The organism is Sphingobacterium sp. MYb388 (assembly GCF_037479535.1).
Classification (GTDB): Bacteria; Bacteroidota; Bacteroidia; order Sphingobacteriales; family Sphingobacteriaceae; genus Sphingobacterium; species Sphingobacterium anhuiense.
On the sequence record NZ_JBBGYV010000001.1, the window covers coordinates 520899 to 540657 of the forward strand.

The 19759-nt window shown below is 36.1% G+C and carries 17 protein-coding genes; 8 read left to right on the forward strand and 9 right to left on the reverse strand.

All coding sequences use genetic code 11. The features are described from left to right. Window positions 1–6: 6 nt before the first annotated feature. Complete coding sequence (locus WH188_RS02310) at window positions 7–1419, reverse strand: alkaline phosphatase (RefSeq protein ID WP_168125847.1); 1413 nt, start codon at window positions 1417–1419, stop codon at window positions 7–9. A 221-nt stretch (window positions 1420–1640) separates the two neighbouring features. On the opposite strand from WH188_RS02310, the gene WH188_RS02315 reads away from it, so the two are divergent. Then, window positions 1641–3161, forward strand: a complete 1521-nt coding sequence (locus tag WH188_RS02315; protein WP_339423202.1) for an OmpA family protein — start codon at window positions 1641–1643, stop codon at window positions 3159–3161. 81 nt (window positions 3162–3242) lie between these two features. Next, window positions 3243–3548, forward strand: a complete 306-nt coding sequence (locus WH188_RS02320) for a hypothetical protein (protein ID WP_021188446.1) — start codon at window positions 3243–3245, stop codon at window positions 3546–3548. On the opposite strand, the gene WH188_RS02325 is transcribed toward WH188_RS02320, so the two are convergent. Then, a complete protein-coding gene (locus WH188_RS02325; protein WP_168125849.1) occupies window positions 3545–4078 on the reverse strand; it encodes a lipocalin family protein in 534 nt (177 codons plus the stop codon). The two genes, WH188_RS02320 and WH188_RS02325, sit on opposite strands and share 4 nt — an antisense overlap. Before the next feature lie 134 nt (window positions 4079–4212). Here WH188_RS02325 and WH188_RS02330 point away from each other — a divergent pair, with 134 nt between their 5' ends. From WH188_RS02330 to WH188_RS02340, 3 genes are all read left to right on the forward strand, one after another. Further along, window positions 4213–4677 carry a DUF4268 domain-containing protein gene (locus WH188_RS02330; protein ID WP_021188445.1) on the forward strand — a complete coding sequence of 155 codons (465 nt, stop codon included), beginning with the start codon at window positions 4213–4215 and terminating at the stop codon, window positions 4675–4677. Between the two features lie 67 nt (window positions 4678–4744). After that, on the forward strand, window positions 4745–5539 hold the full coding sequence (locus tag WH188_RS02335; RefSeq protein ID WP_021188444.1) for a S1/P1 nuclease: 795 nt from the start codon (window positions 4745–4747) through the stop codon (window positions 5537–5539). Between the two features lie 128 nt (window positions 5540–5667). After that, a complete protein-coding gene (locus WH188_RS02340; protein WP_021188443.1) occupies window positions 5668–7449 on the forward strand; it encodes an ABC transporter ATP-binding protein in 1782 nt (593 codons plus the stop codon). On the opposite strand, the gene WH188_RS02345 is transcribed toward WH188_RS02340, so the two are convergent. Beyond that, window positions 7446–8369 carry a DMT family transporter gene (locus tag WH188_RS02345; protein WP_168125850.1) on the reverse strand — a complete coding sequence of 308 codons (924 nt, stop codon included), beginning with the start codon at window positions 8367–8369 and terminating at the stop codon, window positions 7446–7448. The genes WH188_RS02340 and WH188_RS02345 overlap by 4 nt on opposite strands. A 172-nt stretch (window positions 8370–8541) precedes the next feature. Here WH188_RS02345 and fabV point away from each other — a divergent pair, with 172 nt between their 5' ends. Beyond that, window positions 8542–9738, forward strand: coding sequence for an enoyl-ACP reductase FabV (gene fabV / locus WH188_RS02350; RefSeq protein ID WP_021188442.1), 1197 nt, complete (start codon window positions 8542–8544; stop codon window positions 9736–9738). Window positions 9739–9929: 191 nt separating this feature from the next. Here the strand turns inward: fabV and purH are convergent, their stop codons facing one another. The 4 genes from purH to WH188_RS02370 all read right to left on the reverse strand — a co-directional run bounded on the left by purH (window position 9930) and on the right by WH188_RS02370 (window position 13880). After that, window positions 9930–11456: a bifunctional phosphoribosylaminoimidazolecarboxamide formyltransferase/IMP cyclohydrolase gene (gene purH / locus WH188_RS02355; RefSeq protein ID WP_168125851.1), complete on the reverse strand. Its 1527-nt coding sequence runs from the start codon at window positions 11454–11456 to the stop codon at window positions 9930–9932. A 107-nt stretch (window positions 11457–11563) separates the two neighbouring features. Beyond that, window positions 11564–12199, reverse strand: a complete 636-nt coding sequence (locus tag WH188_RS02360) for a uridine kinase family protein (RefSeq protein ID WP_021188441.1) — start codon at window positions 12197–12199, stop codon at window positions 11564–11566. A gap of 34 nt (window positions 12200–12233) precedes the next feature. After that, window positions 12234–13118, reverse strand: a complete 885-nt coding sequence (locus WH188_RS02365) for a LysM peptidoglycan-binding domain-containing protein (protein ID WP_021188440.1) — start codon at window positions 13116–13118, stop codon at window positions 12234–12236. Window positions 13119–13127: 9 nt separating this feature from the next. Next, on the reverse strand, window positions 13128–13880 hold the full coding sequence (locus WH188_RS02370) for a hypothetical protein (protein WP_168125852.1): 753 nt from the start codon (window positions 13878–13880) through the stop codon (window positions 13128–13130). A 45-nt stretch (window positions 13881–13925) separates the two neighbouring features. Here WH188_RS02370 and WH188_RS02375 point away from each other — a divergent pair, with 45 nt between their 5' ends. Continuing rightward, complete coding sequence (locus WH188_RS02375; RefSeq protein WP_021188438.1) at window positions 13926–15275, forward strand: NfeD family protein; 1350 nt, start codon at window positions 13926–13928, stop codon at window positions 15273–15275. Between the two features lie 64 nt (window positions 15276–15339). Here the strand turns inward: WH188_RS02375 and WH188_RS02380 are convergent, their stop codons facing one another. Together WH188_RS02380 and WH188_RS02385 are read right to left on the reverse strand one after the other, a co-directional pair. After that, window positions 15340–16905 (reverse strand): OmpP1/FadL family transporter, encoded by a 1566-nt coding sequence (locus tag WH188_RS02380; RefSeq protein ID WP_168125853.1) that lies wholly within the window; start codon window positions 16903–16905, stop codon window positions 15340–15342. A 70-nt stretch (window positions 16906–16975) separates the two neighbouring features. Next, the gene (locus WH188_RS02385) at window positions 16976–18103 is read right to left on the reverse strand and encodes a hypothetical protein (RefSeq protein WP_168125854.1); all 1128 of its coding nucleotides are present in this window, start codon (window positions 18101–18103) and stop codon (window positions 16976–16978) included. A gap of 176 nt (window positions 18104–18279) precedes the next feature. On the opposite strand from WH188_RS02385, the gene proS reads away from it, so the two are divergent. Next, complete coding sequence (proS, locus tag WH188_RS02390) at window positions 18280–19752, forward strand: proline--tRNA ligase (RefSeq protein WP_021192306.1); 1473 nt, start codon at window positions 18280–18282, stop codon at window positions 19750–19752. Window positions 19753–19759 lie beyond the last annotated feature (7 nt).

The following is a 19759-nucleotide window of genomic DNA, read 5'->3' on the forward strand; positions in this document are numbered from 1 at the left end:
TGCTTATTATAAGCTTAATGCCGCCGCTTGTGCGATTTTTTTAGGAATATCGGTGTTTTCCATTTTGTGAGTAAACAGTTCAGAGCCAGCTCCGATTGCATAAACAGGAACGTAACCTGCAGAGTGATTGCCAGAAGCCCATGATATATTTGCGACTTCGTTTAATGTTTTGACAGCTTCAGCTACTAGTTTTTCATCATTGGCATACAGGCTTTTTTCTGTTGCGTTTACATGTTTGATAAAACTATTCTCATATGCCTGGAACATAGCTTTTTCTTGACGTTCATTGACTTTAATTTTTGTCCATAAACCAAGATTTTCTGCTAGTATATTTTTGATTTGCTCCCAAGTTGTCTTAGGTTGTTCTATACGTATTTTAGTAATTATTTTAGAAAGTTCTCCCTGAGAAACTTTTTGGTTTACGAGGGCTTTGAAGTTTAAATTGCTACTTCCATTTCCTAAGGTCATACCGCCTGTTTCATGGTCGGCAGTAATAATGATTAATGTTTCTTCCGGATGTTTTAAGTAAAAATCATAAGCAACCTGTACGGAGTTATTGAAATCGACTACTTCATGCAGTGTAGTTGCCGCATCATTGCTGTGGCTGGACCAATCAATCTTTCCTCCCTCGACCATTAAGAAAAAACCTTTATCATTATTTTTTGTCAGTGACTCAATTGCTACTTCCGTAATTTCTTTAAGATTGAGATCTCCATCTTTTTGATCGATTGCAAATTTTAAGGATTCAGGATCAGTATCTTTATTGTTAATCAAGATCATCTTATCTGCTTTTGATTTCAATCGATGATAATCCGATTTTCCAAAAGCTAATGTATAACCTGATTTCTCAAATAATGTGAAAATTGGCGTTACAGATTCTTTGGCAGCATTCGTATTAGGCTTTAAAAAGCCAGATCCTCCAAAAAAATCAAAGTTTGATTTAGGAATATCTGTTGCTATTTCATAATATTTATTTCTGCTTGTTTGATGTGCATAGAATGAAGCAGGAGTAGCATGATCAATGCTGACACTAGTTGTGATGCCGACTTTTAGCCCCTTTTCTTTAGCCGCATAAGCGATGCTTTTTAAAGGTTTTGTTTGTGTTGAGTCCATTCCAATAACACCATTTTTAGTTTTTGATCCTACAGCAAGTGCTGTTCCACCAGCAGCAGAATCGGTAATGCCATTGGATAGGGAGTATGTAGAAGCAAAAGTAGCGACAGGAAAAAGCGAAAATACTAAAGGTTTCAAACCGATTCTATTTTCAAGGTCTGCCAAATAGACTTCTGTAGAATTGACCTGATTGAGTCCCATACCATCACCGATCATATAGAATATATATTTAGGTTTATTTTGAGCAAATAAAATAGATAGTGATGCTAAATAGAAAAATGTCGTTGCGAGTGTACGTTTGATCATGTTTAATAATAGTTGATGTTGGTATTTATAGTCTTAATATCATATTAATGGGCTAATATAGCAAACCCATATTTGTTTAATGTTAAGTTTTAAAATTCAGCATTATATATTGTGTTAAAACAATTCTTGGTATGTAATTGTTACAACAAGGTGAAATTGCAGCATAGCACTTGATCGTGAAGTGTAACTTAAAGTAACGGATAAACTAAAATTTGAACATTATGGAAATTAACCTTTTAAATTCTGCTAAAGAATTTTTTAATGATGAAGTCTTATCTAAGCTCGGTAATTCCGTAGGGGAAGATAAAGAAAAAGTGAAATCAGCTATTGGAGCAATTGTTCCTACTGTTTTCTTAGGGTTGCAAAAAGAGTCAGGAAGTGGCTTAGCTGCAATTTTAGAGAAAGCTAAACAATATTATGGAGATTTTAATTTTGGTGACTTTTTAAAAACCAATACTGAAACAGGACGTATCAATGGATTGGTAGATGCAGAGCCTATTGAACCTCATCACAATGATCTTTTACAATCTATCTTTGGAGACAAGTTTAATTCAATTATTTCAAGCTTAGGCAGCCTTGTTGGAGGCAATGAATCCACTGTTGAAAAGTTATTAAGTGTTTCATTACCTGCTGTATTCTCGGGTTTAACACAAAATGGAACAAATTGGGATGTAAGTGCAATCGGTCGATTATTAAATGAAAATAAGGATAATTTTACAGCCGCATTGCCTTCAGGATTAGGACTAGCGGCATTTGGAACTTCTTTTGCTCAGGCGGATCAAATTAGATCCTCTTCTACTGATAGTGAATTACACGATAGCAGTATTACAGATAAGCCTGTAGAAGCAATATTGGTATCAGTGCCAGTTACTAAAGAGGAACTTCAAGTTACTCACCCAGAAGAGGTCACAAATGAATCTGTTTCCAAAGAGGAAGAGTTGACTGTTGTAACACCACCTATTGTTCCACCGAAACCTGTAAATCATGATAATCCAGTCACTGCAGCACCTCCGGTTGTGCCTCCTATTGATCATGTTCCTATTATTCCACCTCCGCCTTCCGGTCCCATTGTTGATCCATTACATACAGAAACCCCGTCTTCTGGCGGTGGAGGAATTTGGAAAATTTTAATACCCATCGTAATTATTGCTGTTCTTTGGTTCTTATTCGGGAAAGGCTGTAAAGGTGATAAAGATCAGGTAGTTGTTACCGATAGCATGAATACAACAGCTGTAGACACAAGTTTGACTGTTGTTGCTGTTACTCCGGTCGTTCGCGAAAGTTTAGAGGTGATTTTGCCGGATAGTGTAAAGTTAAAAGCCTATAAAGGTGGTATTGAAGATCAGTTGGTGCAGTTTCTAAAAACAGACTACAAAGCGCTAAGCGAGGATGAACTGAAAGATAAGTGGTTTAATTTTGATAATTTAAATTTTGAAACAGGTACGGCTAAAGTGCTTCCTGAAAGTCAAGTTCAATTAGAAAACATAGCGGCAATTCTAAAAGCTTTCCCTGCAGCAACTGTAAAGATTGGCGGGTATACAGATAAAACTGGAAATGAGGATTTTAATAAGAAATTATCTACAGATCGCGCTGAGGTAGTTAAAGTATATTTGATTGGAAAAGGACCTAGTAGTCAGGTTATTGGCGCTGAAGGTTATGGTTCTGAGTTTGCAAAAGCAGCAGCTGATGCACCTGAAGCGGAACGCGTATTGGATCGTATCGTTGCTATAAGCGTACGATAGGTCCAATTGGAACAGAAAAAGGAGGTGAACGAAGTTCATCTCCTTTTTTTTATTTCACTATAATATTGCATTTTTGCGGATATGGAAAACAAGGTAAAGGAAATTTTAAAATCTGACTTTGAAAAATATATGCGTTTTGCAGTACAGTCGGGCGCAGGATTTGGATTTGACATTTTCGGTGAATATGCAGTATCGGTATTAAATTTTTATGTGGGAAGTGCAATTTTAACCTATGAAAACAAGCTTGAGGCTTCCTTGTATTTGCTTGAATTATACAATAAGGGACTTGGTGGGATTATCACGGAGGAAGATCGTGAAGAGCTGGCTCGAGTTTTTGCTCAAGACCCAACTCTTGACTATGGTGTATTAAAGCCTATTTTTGGCTAATCTTGTTTGGTCCAAACCAGGTTTTCGATGGCATAACCAGATTTACGCGCATATTCCAAATAGGCTAATTTAATATCTTCAGGTATTGTCTTTTCTCTGGATAATATCCACATATAATCCAAATTATCTCCAAAAATGAGTGCATATTGATAATCTTGATCAATTTTCACTACATGATAACCACTGTAAAATGGACCGAAAAAGGATACCTTTAAAGCCGCTTTTTTTGATGAATCAATAGGCTTTGCTTTACCGATTGACTGTTTCCATTTATTTTTTTGGTCATGAAATCCCTGATTATTTACCGCAATGCTACCATCATTATTTTTGTTATAAGTAGCAGTAACCTGTGACAGACCTTTTTCCCATTTAAAATCTAGCCTTGCTATTTCATACCACTTGCCTAAGTAACGATCTATGTCAAAAGGTTCGATGACTTTGACTTTGGATTTTACTGGTTTTAACGCATTGTAAGCGAACGTGACGGCAGCGGTAGCGGCGAGTATGAGAAGTGATTTTTTCTTATCCATAATAATGATGATTTGTTCATAAATCTGTGAGCTGTCCCTATGGGTACATGCAATAAAAACGCCAAAGTGGAGACGAATGTTTAGTCATTTATGAAAATAAAAGTAGTATTTTCGTCATTTTAAAATTAAGTACCATGTATTCAAGAGAAGAAGTAAAACAGTTGAAGGAGACTTTTTGGACCCGATTTGGACAGTATATGGCTTTAAATAACTCTGCTGATGGAGAGAAAATTAATTGGGTAAACTATAGAACCGGTATTAAAAATCTACGCTTTAAGATGGAGGCAGATAAACGCCTTTCTTTAATAGCAATTGAGTGGAGTCATCGTGACCTATCAATGCGTAAACTTATGATGGAGCAGTTTGAAGAGTACAAAACCATTCTAACAGCTATACTAGGAGAGGAATGGACCTGGGATCTGGAGATGGAAGATGAACAAGGGAAATCTGTAAGTATGATCTATATGACTATGGAGGGAAAAAGTATTTTTAAACAAGAAGACTGGCCCGATCTGATATCATTTTTCAAACCAAGATTAATTGCTCTCGATGAGTTTTGGTGTGATGCTCAATATGGGTTTGAAATTTTCAAAAGTTAAATTATTACGTCAATAGGGTTTTATTTGAGGATGTAATTTTTACCTTTGCGCTAAAATTGTATTGTTTATGAAAAATATACTAAAAAGTCTAATTGTACTCGCAATGACTTTGCAGATTTCTTCCGTATTCGCATGGGGATCTACTGGACATCGTGTCGTTGCTGAGGTCGCAGAACGTCATCTGACAAAAAAAGCAAAAAAGAATATTCAAAAAATAATTGGAAAACAGAAACTAGCTTATTGGGCAAATTGGGGTGATTTTATTAAATCTGATCCGCATGATGAATTTAAAAAATTGGGGAATTCTCATTTTATAAATACTAATCCGCATCTACCTTGGGCTGATTTTCAGTTAGCAATGGAAAATTCCAATGAAGAAAATTTATACAAAACGGTGTTGAGATTGGAAAAATCATTTTCAGAAAAAGATTTAACGCTTGAAAAAAAGAAACAAAATTTATACATGCTGATCCATTTAATCGGTGACGCTCATCAGCCGATGCACGTAAGTAGAGCCGAAGATCAAGGTGGAAATAAAATTGAAGTAAGCTGGTTCGGAAAAAAATCTAATATACACCGTGTATGGGATTCAGATTTGATCGATGGTGAAAAATATAGCTATACTGAATATGCAACAGTGTTGGATATTTTAAGTAAAAATGAAGTTAAGCAGGTGCAAGGTGGTACATTAGCGAGCTGGTTGTATGAGTCAAATCAGCTTTCAGATAAAATCTATGCAGATGTTGAGCTCAACGCAAACTTATCTTATAACTACATTTATAACAATATTTATAAAGCAGAAAATTGTATGCTTAGAGGTGGTTTACGTTTGGCAAAAATCTTGAATGATGTTTTTGGTTAATCATTAGTCTTATAAAATAAAAAAGGGAAATGAATGTATTCATTTCCCTTTTTTATTTTCGGTATTATTGTTGTGGTCAGATTAATACAACGAATTTTCTTGTCGTTTTTATTTTTACGCCTTAATATATGACCATATCACTACTGTTCAAGAAGATAACACCATTTGCCAAGCCCTATAAAAACCTCATCTTTTATACCTTAGTTTTAACCTTGGTCGGATCTTTTGCCGCGCAGATTAATGCCTTCATCTTGAAATATACGGTAGATACTATCAGTGACTTGATGGTCGCTAAAGAACCGCTGTCTAGAGGTATGCATTTGATCGGGATTATCTCTGCAGTTCTTTTGGTAAAAGAGATTGTCTATTCCTTTATTCAGTTTGGACAGAAATTCTACGGTGAAAAACTACGTATATTTATTGCAAGAGATTTTTCACAACAGATTGTAGAAAAAATATTGACGTATAAAATGGCTTTTTATACGTCAGAAGAAAATGAAAGCGGAAAATTGCAGACACGGATTGATTCGGGAATTAGCTCGCTGACACGTTTAGTTCAGAATTTCTTTATCGATATCCTTCCTTTATTTGCGAATGCCATCGTGGCGCTCGTATGTATGTTTATGGCTAATGTGTACGTCGGATTGGTTGGGCTCGCAGTTATACCAATTTATTTCTACATCAGTCAAACACAAGCTGGAAAACTTAGTGGATTTAGACGGCAGATGCGAAAATATAGAGAATCCAAGAATAATAGAATCATTAATTTAATTGACTCTATATTGGTCATAAAATCTTTTGTACGCGAACCTGAAGAAGCAGACCGTCATGAGAAGATTCAATTTGAAATGACGGAAAATCAGATGCAAACACGAAAAACGAGTTTCATTTTTGATAGTCTAAAGAATTTTATTGAGCAGATAGCAGTTGTTGCAATTATTGTTTTAACTGCTTTTCTGGTGCTGGACAATCAGATTACAATTGGAGCGATTATGTTTCATATTATGTTATTTTCAAATGTTTCAGCTCCTATTCGTCAACTGCATCGTATCTATGATGAGGTAAATGATGCTTTAATTTACTCGGAATCATTTTTCGAAATATTGGAGTCTGATGTTTTGATTGAGGGAAGCGGTACTTTTATACCAGATAAGATCAAAGGCCATATTGTGATTGAAGACGTATCATTTGAATATCCTAACGGAACCCATGCACTAAGAGATATTTCTTTTCAAATCAAACCAAATCAGATCACAGCGCTTGTTGGATTAAGCGGCGCAGGGAAAAGTACAGTTATAAATCTTTTAGATAAATTTTATGAACCTACAGCTGGTCGGATTTTATTAGATGGAGTTGATCTTAAAAACTATGATACTAAATTTTTAAGAAAAAATATCGGTATGGTTCTTCAGCGCAACCATATTTTTAAAGGTTCTATTTTTGAAAATATTGAATATGGAAAGATAGGGAGTAGTAAAGAAGAAATTGTTAAGGCAGCTAAAGAAGCTTACATTCACGAACAGATTATGGAGTTGCCTCAAGGTTACGATTCTGGAGCTCATTTGCTTTCAGGGGGGCAACAGCAACGAATAGCAATTGCCCGCTTGTTTTTGAAAAATCCTCCGATTATCTTTCTAGACGAACCTACTGCGAATTTGGATGCCATTGCTACCGAACAAATAAAAAATAGTTTGGATGCTATAAAAAAGGATCGTACGGTTATTATTGTGTCTCATAGTATTTCCCAAATTATAGACTCCAATGAAATAGTGGTGATGGAAAAAGGTAGGGTAGTCGAGAAGGGCATTCATGAAGATTTATACGATCATCGTGGCACTTATTATAAGATCTTTTCTGCTATGGCTAATAGTCTCAATTTGGATAAAATTAGTAAAACATTAAATCATTAATGGTTTTTGCTGTGCAGATACATTCCTACTACTACAAGTAAAATACCGGTTGTAGCCAAGTTGTTTGGGAAAGCAGTTTGCAATATGATAATTTCCCCTATTAATGTGAAAATCACTTCCATAGCCTGTGTTGCCTCAACTGCGGCAAGTGCTTTATGGTCATGTTGCACTAATTCTGTCCCTTTAAAAAAAAGTAGCGTTGCGATAACACCAGAAAATAAGGCTATTAATAAGGTCTGTAACAATTGACTTTGATCGGGAAGTCCATGCTCCTGAAAGCCAAAGAACATCAGAATAATCCAGAATGGCATGCTTGCGAGCGTCATACCCAATGTACGCTGGTACGTGTCCAAAGAGCCTTTTGTTAAGGCCATCATTTTACGGTTACCAACAGGATAAGCAATTGCGGCTATTAGTACAGGAATAGTTCCGAGTAATATTGTTGACAACGGAGTAGATTTAGCCTCAGAAATTTGCATGACTAGGATACCCAAAAAGATGATACAGGAAAAAAATAAGGTCGATTTAGAAAATGGCTGTCGATTTTCTTTACGTTGCATGAAATGACCTATAAACATACCGGCAATAATGGTAAATTCAAAGGTTCCTGCAACTAACCAGGAAGGACCATAGCTTGCCCCAAATGTCAACAGAGCATAGAAAATTCCAAATCCAAGTGTACTCCAGAGCAACCATTGCCCTAGATTTCTTTTCATTTCAATCAATAATTGTTTTAAATTTCCACGTATAATAACGATAAGTAACAATATCGGTAGCATCCATACAAAACGTAAGGCTGAAGACCACTGCCATCCACCTCCCGAAACTGCCATGATGCGGTTGAGGACAAAAGTGCTAGCGAAAAATAATGAGGCTAATATACCAAATGAAAGTGCTTTTGATTTAGCGGTAAGGAGCATGTTTATATAAGAATCAGGATTTGTAACTTCTAAAGTAATTAATGAATAGGACAATGTCAAGACCGATTATATGATATGTCTTGAAAAGATATTCTTTATTTATGCATCAATTGTTACTAAAATTTGTTTATTTTGCATCCTTAATAAAACATGAGTAAGAAAATTAATCATTATGATTATACAACCAAGAACTAGAGGATTTATTTGTTTAACCTCGCATCCAGAAGGAACTGCGAAAAACATTAAAAACCAGATTGAATACGTAAAATCTAAAGGTGAAATTGCTAATGGCCCTAAGAAAGTCTTGGTCATTGGTGCATCAACAGGATTCGGTATTGCATCTCGTATTTCAGCAGCATTCGGTTCTGGAGCAGCAACAATTGGCGTATTTTTTGAAAAACCGGCAGCTGAAGGGAAACCTGGTACAGCTGGTTGGTACAATACTGCTGCTTTTGAAAAAGAAGCACATGAGGCTGGTCTTTATGCAAAAAGTATCAATGGTGATGCTTTTTCTGATGAAATCAAAAAACAAACTATAGCATTAATCAAGCAGGATTTAGGTCAAGTTGATTTAATAATCTATAGTTTAGCTTCTCCGAGACGGACACATCCAAAAACAGGTGTTTCATATGCTTCTGTTTTGAAACCGATTGATGTTCCTTTTACAAATAAAACAGTGGATTTTCATACTGGTGTGATTTCTGATATCACGATTAATCCGATTGATAATGAAGAAGATATTGCGAATACAGTAGCAGTAATGGGGGGAGAAGATTGGAAATTTTGGATTGAAGATTTAAAAGAAGCTGGTGTATTAGCAGATGGTGTTAAAACAGTGGCTTATTCGTATATCGGTCCTGAGTTAACATTCCCTATTTACCGTAACGGTACAATTGGCCGTGCGAAGGATGATTTAGAAGGTACTGTACCTGCTTTAAATGATTTATTGAAAGATATTAACGGTATTTCGTACGTTTCGGTTAATAAAGCTTTGGTAACGCAATCAAGTTCTGCAATTCCTGTTGTTCCTTTATATATTTCTTTACTATACAAAGTGATGAAAGAAAAAGGTATTCACGAAGGTACAATTGAGCAGATGCAACGTTTATTTGCAGAGCGTCTTTACACAGCTGACGGTAAAGTTCAATTGGATGAAAAAGGTCGTATCCGTGTAGATGATTTGGAAATGAGAGCTGATGTTCAAGCAGAAGTAGCGGCACTTTGGGAAAAAGCCTGTACAGAGAACCTATCAGAAATTTCTGACATTCAAGGTTATCGTGACGAATTCTTTAACCTATTTGGTTTTAATTTTGATGGTATCGACTATAATGCAGATACAAATGAATTGGTAAACGTACCAAGCATTTAAGCTGTTACTATAGCATATAATAAATAAAGGCGACCATTGGTCGCCTTTATTTATTATATGCTATTTTATGACACTTTTAAAGATTGTCGAAAATGTTTCGTTCTGCAGATTGACTTTATTTATAAACAAAAAAGAGACTGTCTCCTTATTAGGTAACAGTCTCTTCTATTTTATATGATTCAATCGGAAGATTAGTGTTTGAAATGACGCACTCCTGTCGTCACCATTGCTAATCCTTTTTCATTACACATGTCGATTGATAATTGATCTTTGATTGAGCCTCCTGGTTGAAGAACTGCTGCAATACCGGCTTCTGCTGCAATTTCAACACAGTCAGGGAAAGGAAAGAAAGCATCAGAAGCCATTGAACATCCTTTTAAGTCAAATCCGAAAGCATTCGCTTTTTCAATAGCTTGTTTTAATGAGTCAACTCGTGATGTCTGACCAACACCTGAAGTGATCAATGTGCCATTTTTAGCAAATACAATTGTATTTGATTTGGTATGTTTAACAATTTTGTTTGCGAAAAATAAATCTTCTAATTGAGCCGCTGTTGGGACAACTGTAGTAACAGCAGTCATTTGCTCAGGTCCTTCAACTGTATTGTCTTTATCTTGTTGTATAACACCATTTAACAATGTTTTGAATTGTTGTGATGGTAATTCAACCTCCTTACGAACTAGAATGATACGATTTTTCTTTGCTGTAAGAATTGCAATTGCTTCTTCTGAGTAAGCAGGCGCAATAAGAACCTCGAAAAATAAATTATTGATTTCAGTGGCAGTTTCAGCATCTACTTCACCATTAGTGATTAAAACACCACCGAACGCAGAAACAGGGTCACATGCTAAAGCATCCACCCATGCTTGTTTGATTGTAGGACGTGAAGCTACACCACATGCATTTGTATGTTTTAAAATTGCAAATGTAGGCTCCGTAAATTCATCAATGATAGCAACTGCAGCATCTACATCTACCAAATTGTTGTAGGATAATTCTTTGCCGTTCAGTTTTGTAAACATAGCATCTAAATCACCATAGAAAACACCTTTTTGATGTGGATTTTCACCGTAACGTAATACTTGAGCTTTTTGTTCCGATTGTTTGAATACATCAAGCGTATTTTCTTTATTGAAATAATTGAAAATAGCAGTATCGTAATGTGAAGAAGTATTGAAAGCAAGCTTAGCAAATTCTTTACGTTGCTCCAATGTAGTTGTACCTTCTTGATCTGCTAACATTTCCTCTAAAGCTGTATAATCATTTTTAGAAGATAGGATAACAACATCATTGAAGTTTTTAGCAGCCGCACGAATCAATGAAATGCCACCGATATCAATTTTTTCAATAATGTCTTCTTCAGAAGCTCCAGAAGCTACTGTTTCCTCAAAAGGATATAAATCAACAATGACTAAATCTATTTCCGGAATTTCGTACTGTGCTAGTTGCTGTTGATCGCTTTCTAAAGGTCTTCTCGCTAATATACCACCAAATACTTTTGGGTGTAATGTTTTTACACGGCCACCTAAAATGGAAGGATAGCTCGTTAGGTCTTCTACAGGAACTACATCAATACCTAAATCTTTGATGAAAGCTTCTGTGCCACCTGTAGAATAGAAGGTAACACCGTATTTGTTTAATAATTGAATTAATGGTGCTAAGTTGTCTTTATAATATACAGACACTAAAGCATTTTTAATCTTTACAGAATGGCTCATTAGTATAATTTGTTTGCTGGCGCAAAGATAGGTAAATAATAAGTATGCACAAACCCTTTAGGAACGATTGAAAGTAAAAAAGACTGTTCTACACAGTCTTTTTATTGTTATTTATAAATTTTATCTTTTAAATCCGCGCAGATATCATCTGTGATCTTCCAGATCGGTTCAGGATCGTCCGTATTATTGATTATAACCTGATCACAACTATTTTTGTAGGGCAATAAATATTCATTGTAAGACGGTAAAACATGATTAACCCATTTATAACGAACATCATCTTCAAAATAACCACGCTCTATTAAATCTCGTCGTAATCTGCGTTCCAATGCGATATCTTGGTTTGCATCTAAAAATATCCGATGATCGATTAACTTGTTTACTTCTGTATAATGATAGATAAACAGTCCTTCAATAATCAAAATAGGTGCTGGTTTAATTTCCAGCATCTTTGGTTTTATAGCAGGGTTATTGAAGGTATATTCTTCTTTATAAATTGTTTTTCCGTCAAATAGATCACTAATATCTTTATAAAAAGCATTTCGGTCAATCGAAGTTGGAAGATCAAAATTATACAATTTATTTTCTTCCTGCGTCTTTGTATTTGCTGGTATGTAATAGTCGTCCTGTGAAATAAGCGTCACTTCGTCGGGACTAAAGTGTTTCAAAAAACAGTTTAGAAAAAATGTTTTACCAGAACCGCTACTACCTGCGATTCCAATGACATATGGTTTTTTATTCATTTAATATATAATATTCGAAAAGAATCGATCAGCACTAATCCTCTAAAGGAACTCCGTAAGTAATTTCGACTTGAAAGCGCTTATCTAAAGCGCCTATGTAAGCGGCCGCAGATTTTGATAAAACAACAATGGCGTTATGTGTATCTGCATTTTCATTAAATTTACCAACCACTTTGGCGTAGGTCACGCTTCTTGTCATCGGATTGGTAATTTTAAGCACGGTACCTACTGCTGCAGTTTTATGTAATGCTAAATTACTGGTCCCATTTTCATTCAGTCCATCTATCCAAACGCCAATTCCACGTTCCGTTTTCTCGCGAATACCATATTTGTTAGCTGCAATAACGGGTTCTTCTACAGCAGTGGTATCTGGACCGATAAATAGCGTGTCTGGTTTTTGAGGTATATTTAAGTTGCTGTTATTAGGGATTTTTAATATTTGGCCTCCGCTGATACTGTTTGACCGCAGATTATTTGCTCTCTTTATTTCTTCAACAGTTACGTCAAATTTACGTGAAATAGCATACAGAGTCTCTTGGTCACCAACTTTATAATCGATCAGTTCTTTTTGGGAGCCTTTAACTGTAGAATTCTTTGAATTGTTTGGAGTTACATAAAACATGCGACCGGTCGGGATTTTGACAATCTGGCCAAGAGCTAAAGTTTTGTTTCCATTTAATTCCGTTATTTTACCTACGGTAGTTTTATATTTTTTGCTTAACTGGTAATAGTTATCGCCTTTTTCAATTTTGAAAAGAACATATTCTTGTCCATCAATTTTTTCAACTCCGATGGAGTCTGGTGCTGCTGCAATCGTAAATGTGCTCGCTGACACATTGTTATGATTTATCGCTAACATTGCTAATGATAAGAATGCTAGTGTTTTATATGTGGTAGATTTTGATAGAATGTTCATCATGTTTTACAATTATACTAAATACGATACAAATTCTTGTTTATTGTGTGTTAAAAGAAAAATCTGACACCCAATTTGAAAATAGATTTGCACCAGTTTTAAATCCAGATCGCTAATAATTAACGTTTCATCTAGAACTTGTTTTTTATCAGAAAGCAACAATCTGATGGTATATTTTTTTTTCCGTTTTTCATGATAAGACCATAGAAAATGATCATTACATTTACTGATCCATAGATCTTCATTATTTTTAATATGCTGCAAAAATGAAGGTTTTTGCGCATTAAATTCCAAAGGAAAGACTATATCATTTTCAAAAGGTTTAATTTCTGAAGGTATTGTCGTTAAAATTTCTTTTGAAAGAAATGAGAAATACTGTTCGAAACCTGCAGTGATATGTTGTGGACGAACATGTACATAACCATTGAGTATCCCAAGATATTGGTATTGATGGTATAAATAAGTCGTATCTGGTTTTTGATGAAATAGCATCCAAACACCTGGAGATACAGGACTATTTTCAGAAACTTTCCTTAACACGACAACTTGATCTTGGATAGCCGCTAAAGTCCATTCCTTTTCTGGTAGTCTAAAATGATCTAAATACACTGTACCTTTAAAATCCAGAACTGTGATGTAAGGAACAGTATTTTCAGGATCGCGGCACTCAATAGCAATCAATCTGCTTATTTCATCTATTTCTATTTTCCAGACCGGAAATCTGAAGGTTTGAGAAAATGCGTTAGAAATAGTATATTTAGACATAGCAAATGTATTAATCGCTTGTTTATTTTTTTAATAATCTTATTTATGGAAGGCAAAATTAGTAAATCATTTTTAATAACAGTCTTTTTAAGCTTGGTATTATTCACATCAAGTTTTGCCCAAAAGGTGTATGTGTTTGAATTAAAGGATGATATAGGACCAAGTGCCTGGCGTACAGTAAAACAAGTTTACGACAGCGCACAGAGTAAAAAGGTGGATTATGTGTTAATGGAATTGAATACATATGGAGGAGCCCTAAATTTTGCAGACTCTATCCGGACAAAATTGCTTGACTCAAAGATTAAGACGATTGTTTATATTAATAATAATGCAGCTTCTGCAGGAGCGCTGATATCCTTGGCGAGTGACTATATTTATATCCATCCGGGGGGAAGTATAGGCGCAGCAAGTGTTGTCAATGCTAATGGAGAAGTGCTTCCTGAGAAGTATCAATCTTATATGCGAGGACTGATGCGCGCAACGGCAGAGGTAAAACATCGTGATCCGAAATTGGCAGAAGCTTTTGTTGATCCTAATGTATCATTGCCGTTGATAAAGCAAGATGGACAATTGTTGACTCTAACGAGCAGTGAGGCTGTTAAGTTTGGACTGGCAAAGGGGGAAGTTAGCAATCGTAATATGATCTATAAAGACTTAAATATAGTCAATGTACAAGAAACTGTCTATCGTAAGGGTACAATTGATCATATTATCAGTTTTTTAATAAATCCAGCTGTAAGTGGTATACTGATTTTGTTAATAATAGGTGGTATTTATGCCGAAATGCAAGCCCCTGGTTTAGGATTTGCTATTGCTGTTGCGATTGTAGCGGCATTACTGTTCTTTGCACCACTCTATATTCAAGGTTTAGCTGCAAATTGGGAAATAGCTGTCTTTATAGTAGGACTTGTATTAATTCTTTTAGAAGTTTTTGTTATTCCCGGTTTTGGAATTGCCGGTATATTAGGAATAATTTTTGTTATTTGCGGTCTGACTTTTAGTCTTGTTGCCAATGATTTTTTAGATTTTAAACTCGCTTATCCAGGTATGTTATTTAATTCATTTTTATTAGTTGTAGGAGCCATGATACTGTCGATCATATTGATGGTCATCTTTGGGAAAAATCTGTTAAAGGCTCCAGTTTTTAGACGACTTGTTTTAAAGGAAGAGCAAAAATCGGAAGAAGGATATACCTCCTCTATTTTAAAGTCCAATTTATTGAATAAGGAAGGAGTAGCAAAGACTGTATTGCGCCCATCTGGTAAGATTGAAATAGAGGGAGTCTGGTATGATGCTGTGGCTTTGGATGGATTTATTGAAGAAGGGGAGGAGATTTATGTAGATAAGCATGAGAACTACAACTTATTTGTAAGACGAAAAGCAGAAAAGGCTTAAAGGTAACTTATACGAAAAAAGGCCTATTTCATATGAAATAGGCCTTTTTTTCGTATAATAGGATCTAGAATTTTGATCCTATCGTTAACATTACATTTGTTCTGCTATTCTTAACGTCAACACTTGGACTAACCGTATTCCAGTCGCCTTCATAAGTGATTCTATAAGGATTTTCTTTATAGTTGTTGGCATTATAAACACCAGTCAGATCAAGATATACACCACGGCCTAATTTAGCACCTAGACCAGCTGAAATGCCATAAGTTTTATACTCAGCATCTTTGTACGGATTACCATTATAATTGAAACCAGCTCTTCCGCTTAATATCTGATTAAATAATACCTCGCCACCTACGCGTACATTGAAGGCTGCCTGGTATGTATTTTTAATATTAGCATTCATCTGCTGCTCGTTTGAATTATTATTATAAACATCTCTATAGCGCATACTTGCATAATCGACAAATTCAACTTCCGCAGTTAATAGACCGGCAGAAAAATATTGTGTAAGACCAGCTGAAAGCTTATAGGGAGTTTGTAAGTTATAATCGTACGAGGTGTCGTAATACTTAGATGCGAAATTATGGAATGACTTATCGGCATTTGGCTTAAAGTAGTTAATGTCTGTATAAGAGGTCGATTCATCTGTAATTGACATAAATGTAGGCGTTTTAGCCGTAAATCCTAAACTTAAAGAAGGTGTGGCTTTATAGATCATACCTAATTTAAAATCAAAACCAGATCCTTGAGTCACTTGGCCGTAATGGTCAAATAGTTCGTAGTCCACATCAACAAATTTTGCCTGTTCTTCATCTGCCTTTAGATAGTTTGATTCAGGATTCAATGCTTTAATACCAGCCGCATCTTTCGTTATGCCGTATTCTGTAAAAACAGCAGATTTTTCATAACGGAAATCTGTTAGGCTGAAAGTTGCTCCGATATAAAATTTATTGCTATAATTAGAGCCAAAAGATAATGCTGTTTCAGATTTTCCACCTTTGGTCCATACTGAATTCAATTGTTCGCTTCCTTTATCTTCAGCAATTGGAAAATAAAAGTTTTTGTCTTTGCCAATAGTTTTATCAAACATAAAGGATGATTTCATGTCATTTGCCCATTCACTTCCATCCTCATCGAACATGCGATCTGCATACGCATGTGTGATCGAATTGTCACTATTCACGCCACTATAGTCTAATTTATTGTTAAAAAGATTCGTACGATTGTAAGCAATACCAACATTAAAATTTAACCAGCCTTTAGTTAAGTCTCCGCCGTAACGAGTGGTTGGTAAATGAAATACAACACCACCATTATCCAGGTTAAAATTGTCTGTTTTGCTATTGCTTTTGTTACCGAAATAATCCATCTTATTTTTCCCATATTGGTAACGTAAAGTTGCAGAAGCATCAGATTGGTTATAAAAACCTAAACCTGCAGGGTTTCCTGTTATAGCGCTAATATCACCACCTAATGCAGTTGAAGCACCTCCCATAGCCTTGAAACGAGCTGTTCCTCCATTGTCTCCTTGAGAAAACAAAAGTACATCTTCCGTCATTGACTGGGCCTTTGCGGTGCCAACCATACCTATAGCTAGTACACTCCCAAAAAGTATTTTTTTAATAGTCATATAGTTTTATATATAGTAGTAATGAAAGAGTGATTGAATTTTCATCAACCACTCTTCTTATGAATCATATTTATCTTGTACGGCCTCCACCACTGCGTGTAGCACCACCGCCTCCGCCACCACCTGATGAACGAGTGGCACCACCGCCACTGTTAAAGCTTCCGCTCGATTGTGATCGCATCGTTGGTTGCGATGAACGAACCGGTTCGCTAGAACGTGTTCTTGAAGGTTGATAAGTATCTCTACTTGTACTTCTTGTCGCTGGGTTTGATTGTTGTACTCTTGTTGAACTTGTAGAACGTGTTCTGCCTACATTACTATTTGAGTTGTTGTAATTATCGGAACGTGTTGAACGTGTTCTGCCAACACCATTATTATAATCACCTCTGTTGGTATTGCTTGAACCGATACGTGTTCTTCCTGCTCTGGTATCATTTGGATTATTGCTTGATGCAGAAGAACGTGTTCTTCCAACACTGCTAATTCTACCGTTCGCATCTCTAGAGACGACAGCATTCGAACGTGTACGTCCAGTAGTTCTTCCACCATCACTGTAACGCGTACCTGATCTCGAACGTGTGTTGTAGTTATCACGGTAAGGTGAACGTGCTGCTAAGTCACGTGATCTGTGGTTACCCCAGTATCCGCCACCATAACCACCACCCCAGTAGCCGCCGCCCCAATATCCATTACCCCAATATCCACCGCCCCAGCCCCATCCTGGGTACCATGGATTGTAACCCCAGCCAGAACCATAGCCGAAGCCAAAACCTAGGCCAATGGACCATCTGCCACCTCCAAAACCATTACCATATCCGAAACCAAATGAAGGACCATAAAAGCCTCCGTATCCCATTCCCATACCATACCAAGGATCAAAGAATGGATCAAAGTAGGTCATACCTGGTGAAGAATAATAAAATCGATTAATTCGATTCGCATATTCCAAGTCTTCGTATTTTCCTTCTTCATATTCTGCATCAGAATATTCATCACTATAATATCCGTTATCTTGGACTTGATCAGCTTCACTTTCATCCGCATAATAGTAATCCGGACTTTGATAAGCTGGTCTTGCCTGGGCATTATTATTATAGACATCATCACTATGAGTGATTGGTCTGCTAGTAGTACAAGATCCCAGCGTAAGGGCTCCTGAAATCACAATAGCGCCGAGTAAAAAACTATTTTTTTTCATAATATACTAAGTCGTTATGTTCGACAATACAGTCTAATTTACTATCTTAGACCCAAATTTCAGATAAGGGTTTAATCGTGTTCTCAAAAATAATAAATATTTATTTTTAAAACTTATATTCCTTTATTAGACGGAATTCTTAATCACAATGTTACAATAATTTTTGAATTAATAATATGGGTAAAGGTATAACAAGTCGTGAAGAAGACTATTCGCAATGGTATAATGACCTTGTGATCAAGGCTGACTTGGCAGAATACGCTGCTGTGAGAGGTTGTATGGTTATAAAACCATATGGATATGCTATTTGGGAGCGTATGCAAGCGGTTTTGGATAAAAAGTTTAAAGATACTGGTCACAGTAATGCTTATTTTCCTTTGTTCATCCCCAAGTCATTTTTCTCGAAAGAAGCATCACACGTAGAAGGTTTTGCAACAGAGTGTGCAGTAGTGACACATTACCGTTTAAAAAATGATGGTAACGGAAATATTATTGTTGATGAAGATGCTAAATTGGAAGAAGAGTTAATCGTTAGACCAACATCTGAAACGATTATTTGGAATACTTACCGTGGGTGGATTGAATCTTACCGGGATCTTCCAATTTTAGTGAACCAGTGGGCTAACGTTGTTCGTTGGGAAATGCGTACCAGATTATTTTTGCGTACTACTGAATTCTTGTGGCAAGAAGGCCATACCGCGCATGCAACTCAGGAAGAAGCAATTGAAGAGACCGAAAAGATGCTTCATGTATATGGTGACTTTGTTGAAAAATATTTGGGTGTGCCGGTTATACGCGGTCGTAAGACTGAAAACGAGCGTTTTGCGGGAGCGATAGACACGTATTGTATTGAAGCATTGATGCAGGACGGTAAAGCTCTGCAGGCAGGTACTTCACATTTTCTTGGTCAAAATTTTGCTAAAGCTTTTGATGTGAAATTTACTTCTAAGGAAGGTAAATTAGAGCATGTATGGGCAACATCATGGGGTGTTTCGACGCGTTTGATGGGAGCTCTGGTTATGGCACACTCGGACGATCAAGGTCTGGTATTGCCTCCAATGTTAGCGCCAATCCAAGTTGTTGTTGTTCCAATCTTTAAAACAGCAGAAGAGAAGCAAGCAATTGATAATTTTATCGATGCTTTGTCTGGCGAATTGAAAAGTAAAAATATTTCAGTGAAATATGACGATCGTGATACGCAAAGACCTGGATTCAAGTTTGCAGAATGGGAATTAAAAGGTGTACCATTGCGCTTAGCTATTGGAGCACGTGATATGCAAAATGGAACTGCTGAATTAGCAAGACGTGATACACAGACCAAAGAGACTGTTGAACAAGCTGGATTAGCAGATAGAATCGAAGGTTTATTGACTGAAATTCAGGAAAACATTTTTAAAAAGGCTTTGGATTACAGAGATTCTCATATTACTGAAGTAAATTCATATGATGAGTTTAAAGAAGTTTTGGAAACGAAAGCTGGTTTTATATCTTGTCACTGGGATGGCACTGTGGAGACAGAAAAACTAGTGAAAGAAGAAACAAAAGCGACTATTCGTTGCGTGCCTTTAGACGCAAAAGAGGAAGCTGGTATTTGTATTTTTACAGGTAAGCCTTCGACAAAACGTGTTTTATTCGCAAAAGCGTATTAATTTATAA

Bases quoted from the DNA above. Each gene is read 5' to 3' on its own strand.
- WH188_RS02310 (WP_168125847.1), bottom strand. From the start codon at position 1,419: ATGATCAAACGTACACTCGCAACGACATTTTTCTATTTAGCATCACTA.
- WH188_RS02315 (WP_339423202.1), top strand. From the start codon at position 1,641: ATGGAAATTAACCTTTTAAATTCTGCTAAAGAATTTTTTAATGATGAA.
- WH188_RS02320 (WP_021188446.1), top strand. From the start codon at position 3,243: ATGGAAAACAAGGTAAAGGAAATTTTAAAATCTGACTTTGAAAAATAT.
- WH188_RS02325 (WP_168125849.1), bottom strand. From the start codon at position 4,078: ATGGATAAGAAAAAATCACTTCTCATACTCGCCGCTACCGCTGCCGTC.
- WH188_RS02330 (WP_021188445.1), top strand. From the start codon at position 4,213: ATGTATTCAAGAGAAGAAGTAAAACAGTTGAAGGAGACTTTTTGGACC.
- WH188_RS02335 (WP_021188444.1), top strand. From the start codon at position 4,745: ATGAAAAATATACTAAAAAGTCTAATTGTACTCGCAATGACTTTGCAG.
- WH188_RS02340 (WP_021188443.1), top strand. From the start codon at position 5,668: ATGACCATATCACTACTGTTCAAGAAGATAACACCATTTGCCAAGCCC.
- WH188_RS02345 (WP_168125850.1), bottom strand. From the start codon at position 8,369: ATGCTCCTTACCGCTAAATCAAAAGCACTTTCATTTGGTATATTAGCC.
- fabV (WP_021188442.1), top strand. From the start codon at position 8,542: ATGATTATACAACCAAGAACTAGAGGATTTATTTGTTTAACCTCGCAT.
- purH (WP_168125851.1), bottom strand. From the start codon at position 11,456: ATGAGCCATTCTGTAAAGATTAAAAATGCTTTAGTGTCTGTATATTAT.
- WH188_RS02360 (WP_021188441.1), bottom strand. From the start codon at position 12,199: ATGAATAAAAAACCATATGTCATTGGAATCGCAGGTAGTAGCGGTTCT.
- WH188_RS02365 (WP_021188440.1), bottom strand. From the start codon at position 13,118: ATGATGAACATTCTATCAAAATCTACCACATATAAAACACTAGCATTC.
- WH188_RS02370 (WP_168125852.1), bottom strand. From the start codon at position 13,880: ATGTCTAAATATACTATTTCTAACGCATTTTCTCAAACCTTCAGATTT.
- WH188_RS02375 (WP_021188438.1), top strand. From the start codon at position 13,926: ATGGAAGGCAAAATTAGTAAATCATTTTTAATAACAGTCTTTTTAAGC.
- WH188_RS02380 (WP_168125853.1), bottom strand. From the start codon at position 16,905: ATGACTATTAAAAAAATACTTTTTGGGAGTGTACTAGCTATAGGTATG.
- WH188_RS02385 (WP_168125854.1), bottom strand. From the start codon at position 18,103: ATGAAAAAAAATAGTTTTTTACTCGGCGCTATTGTGATTTCAGGAGCC.
- proS (WP_021192306.1), top strand. From the start codon at position 18,280: ATGGGTAAAGGTATAACAAGTCGTGAAGAAGACTATTCGCAATGGTAT.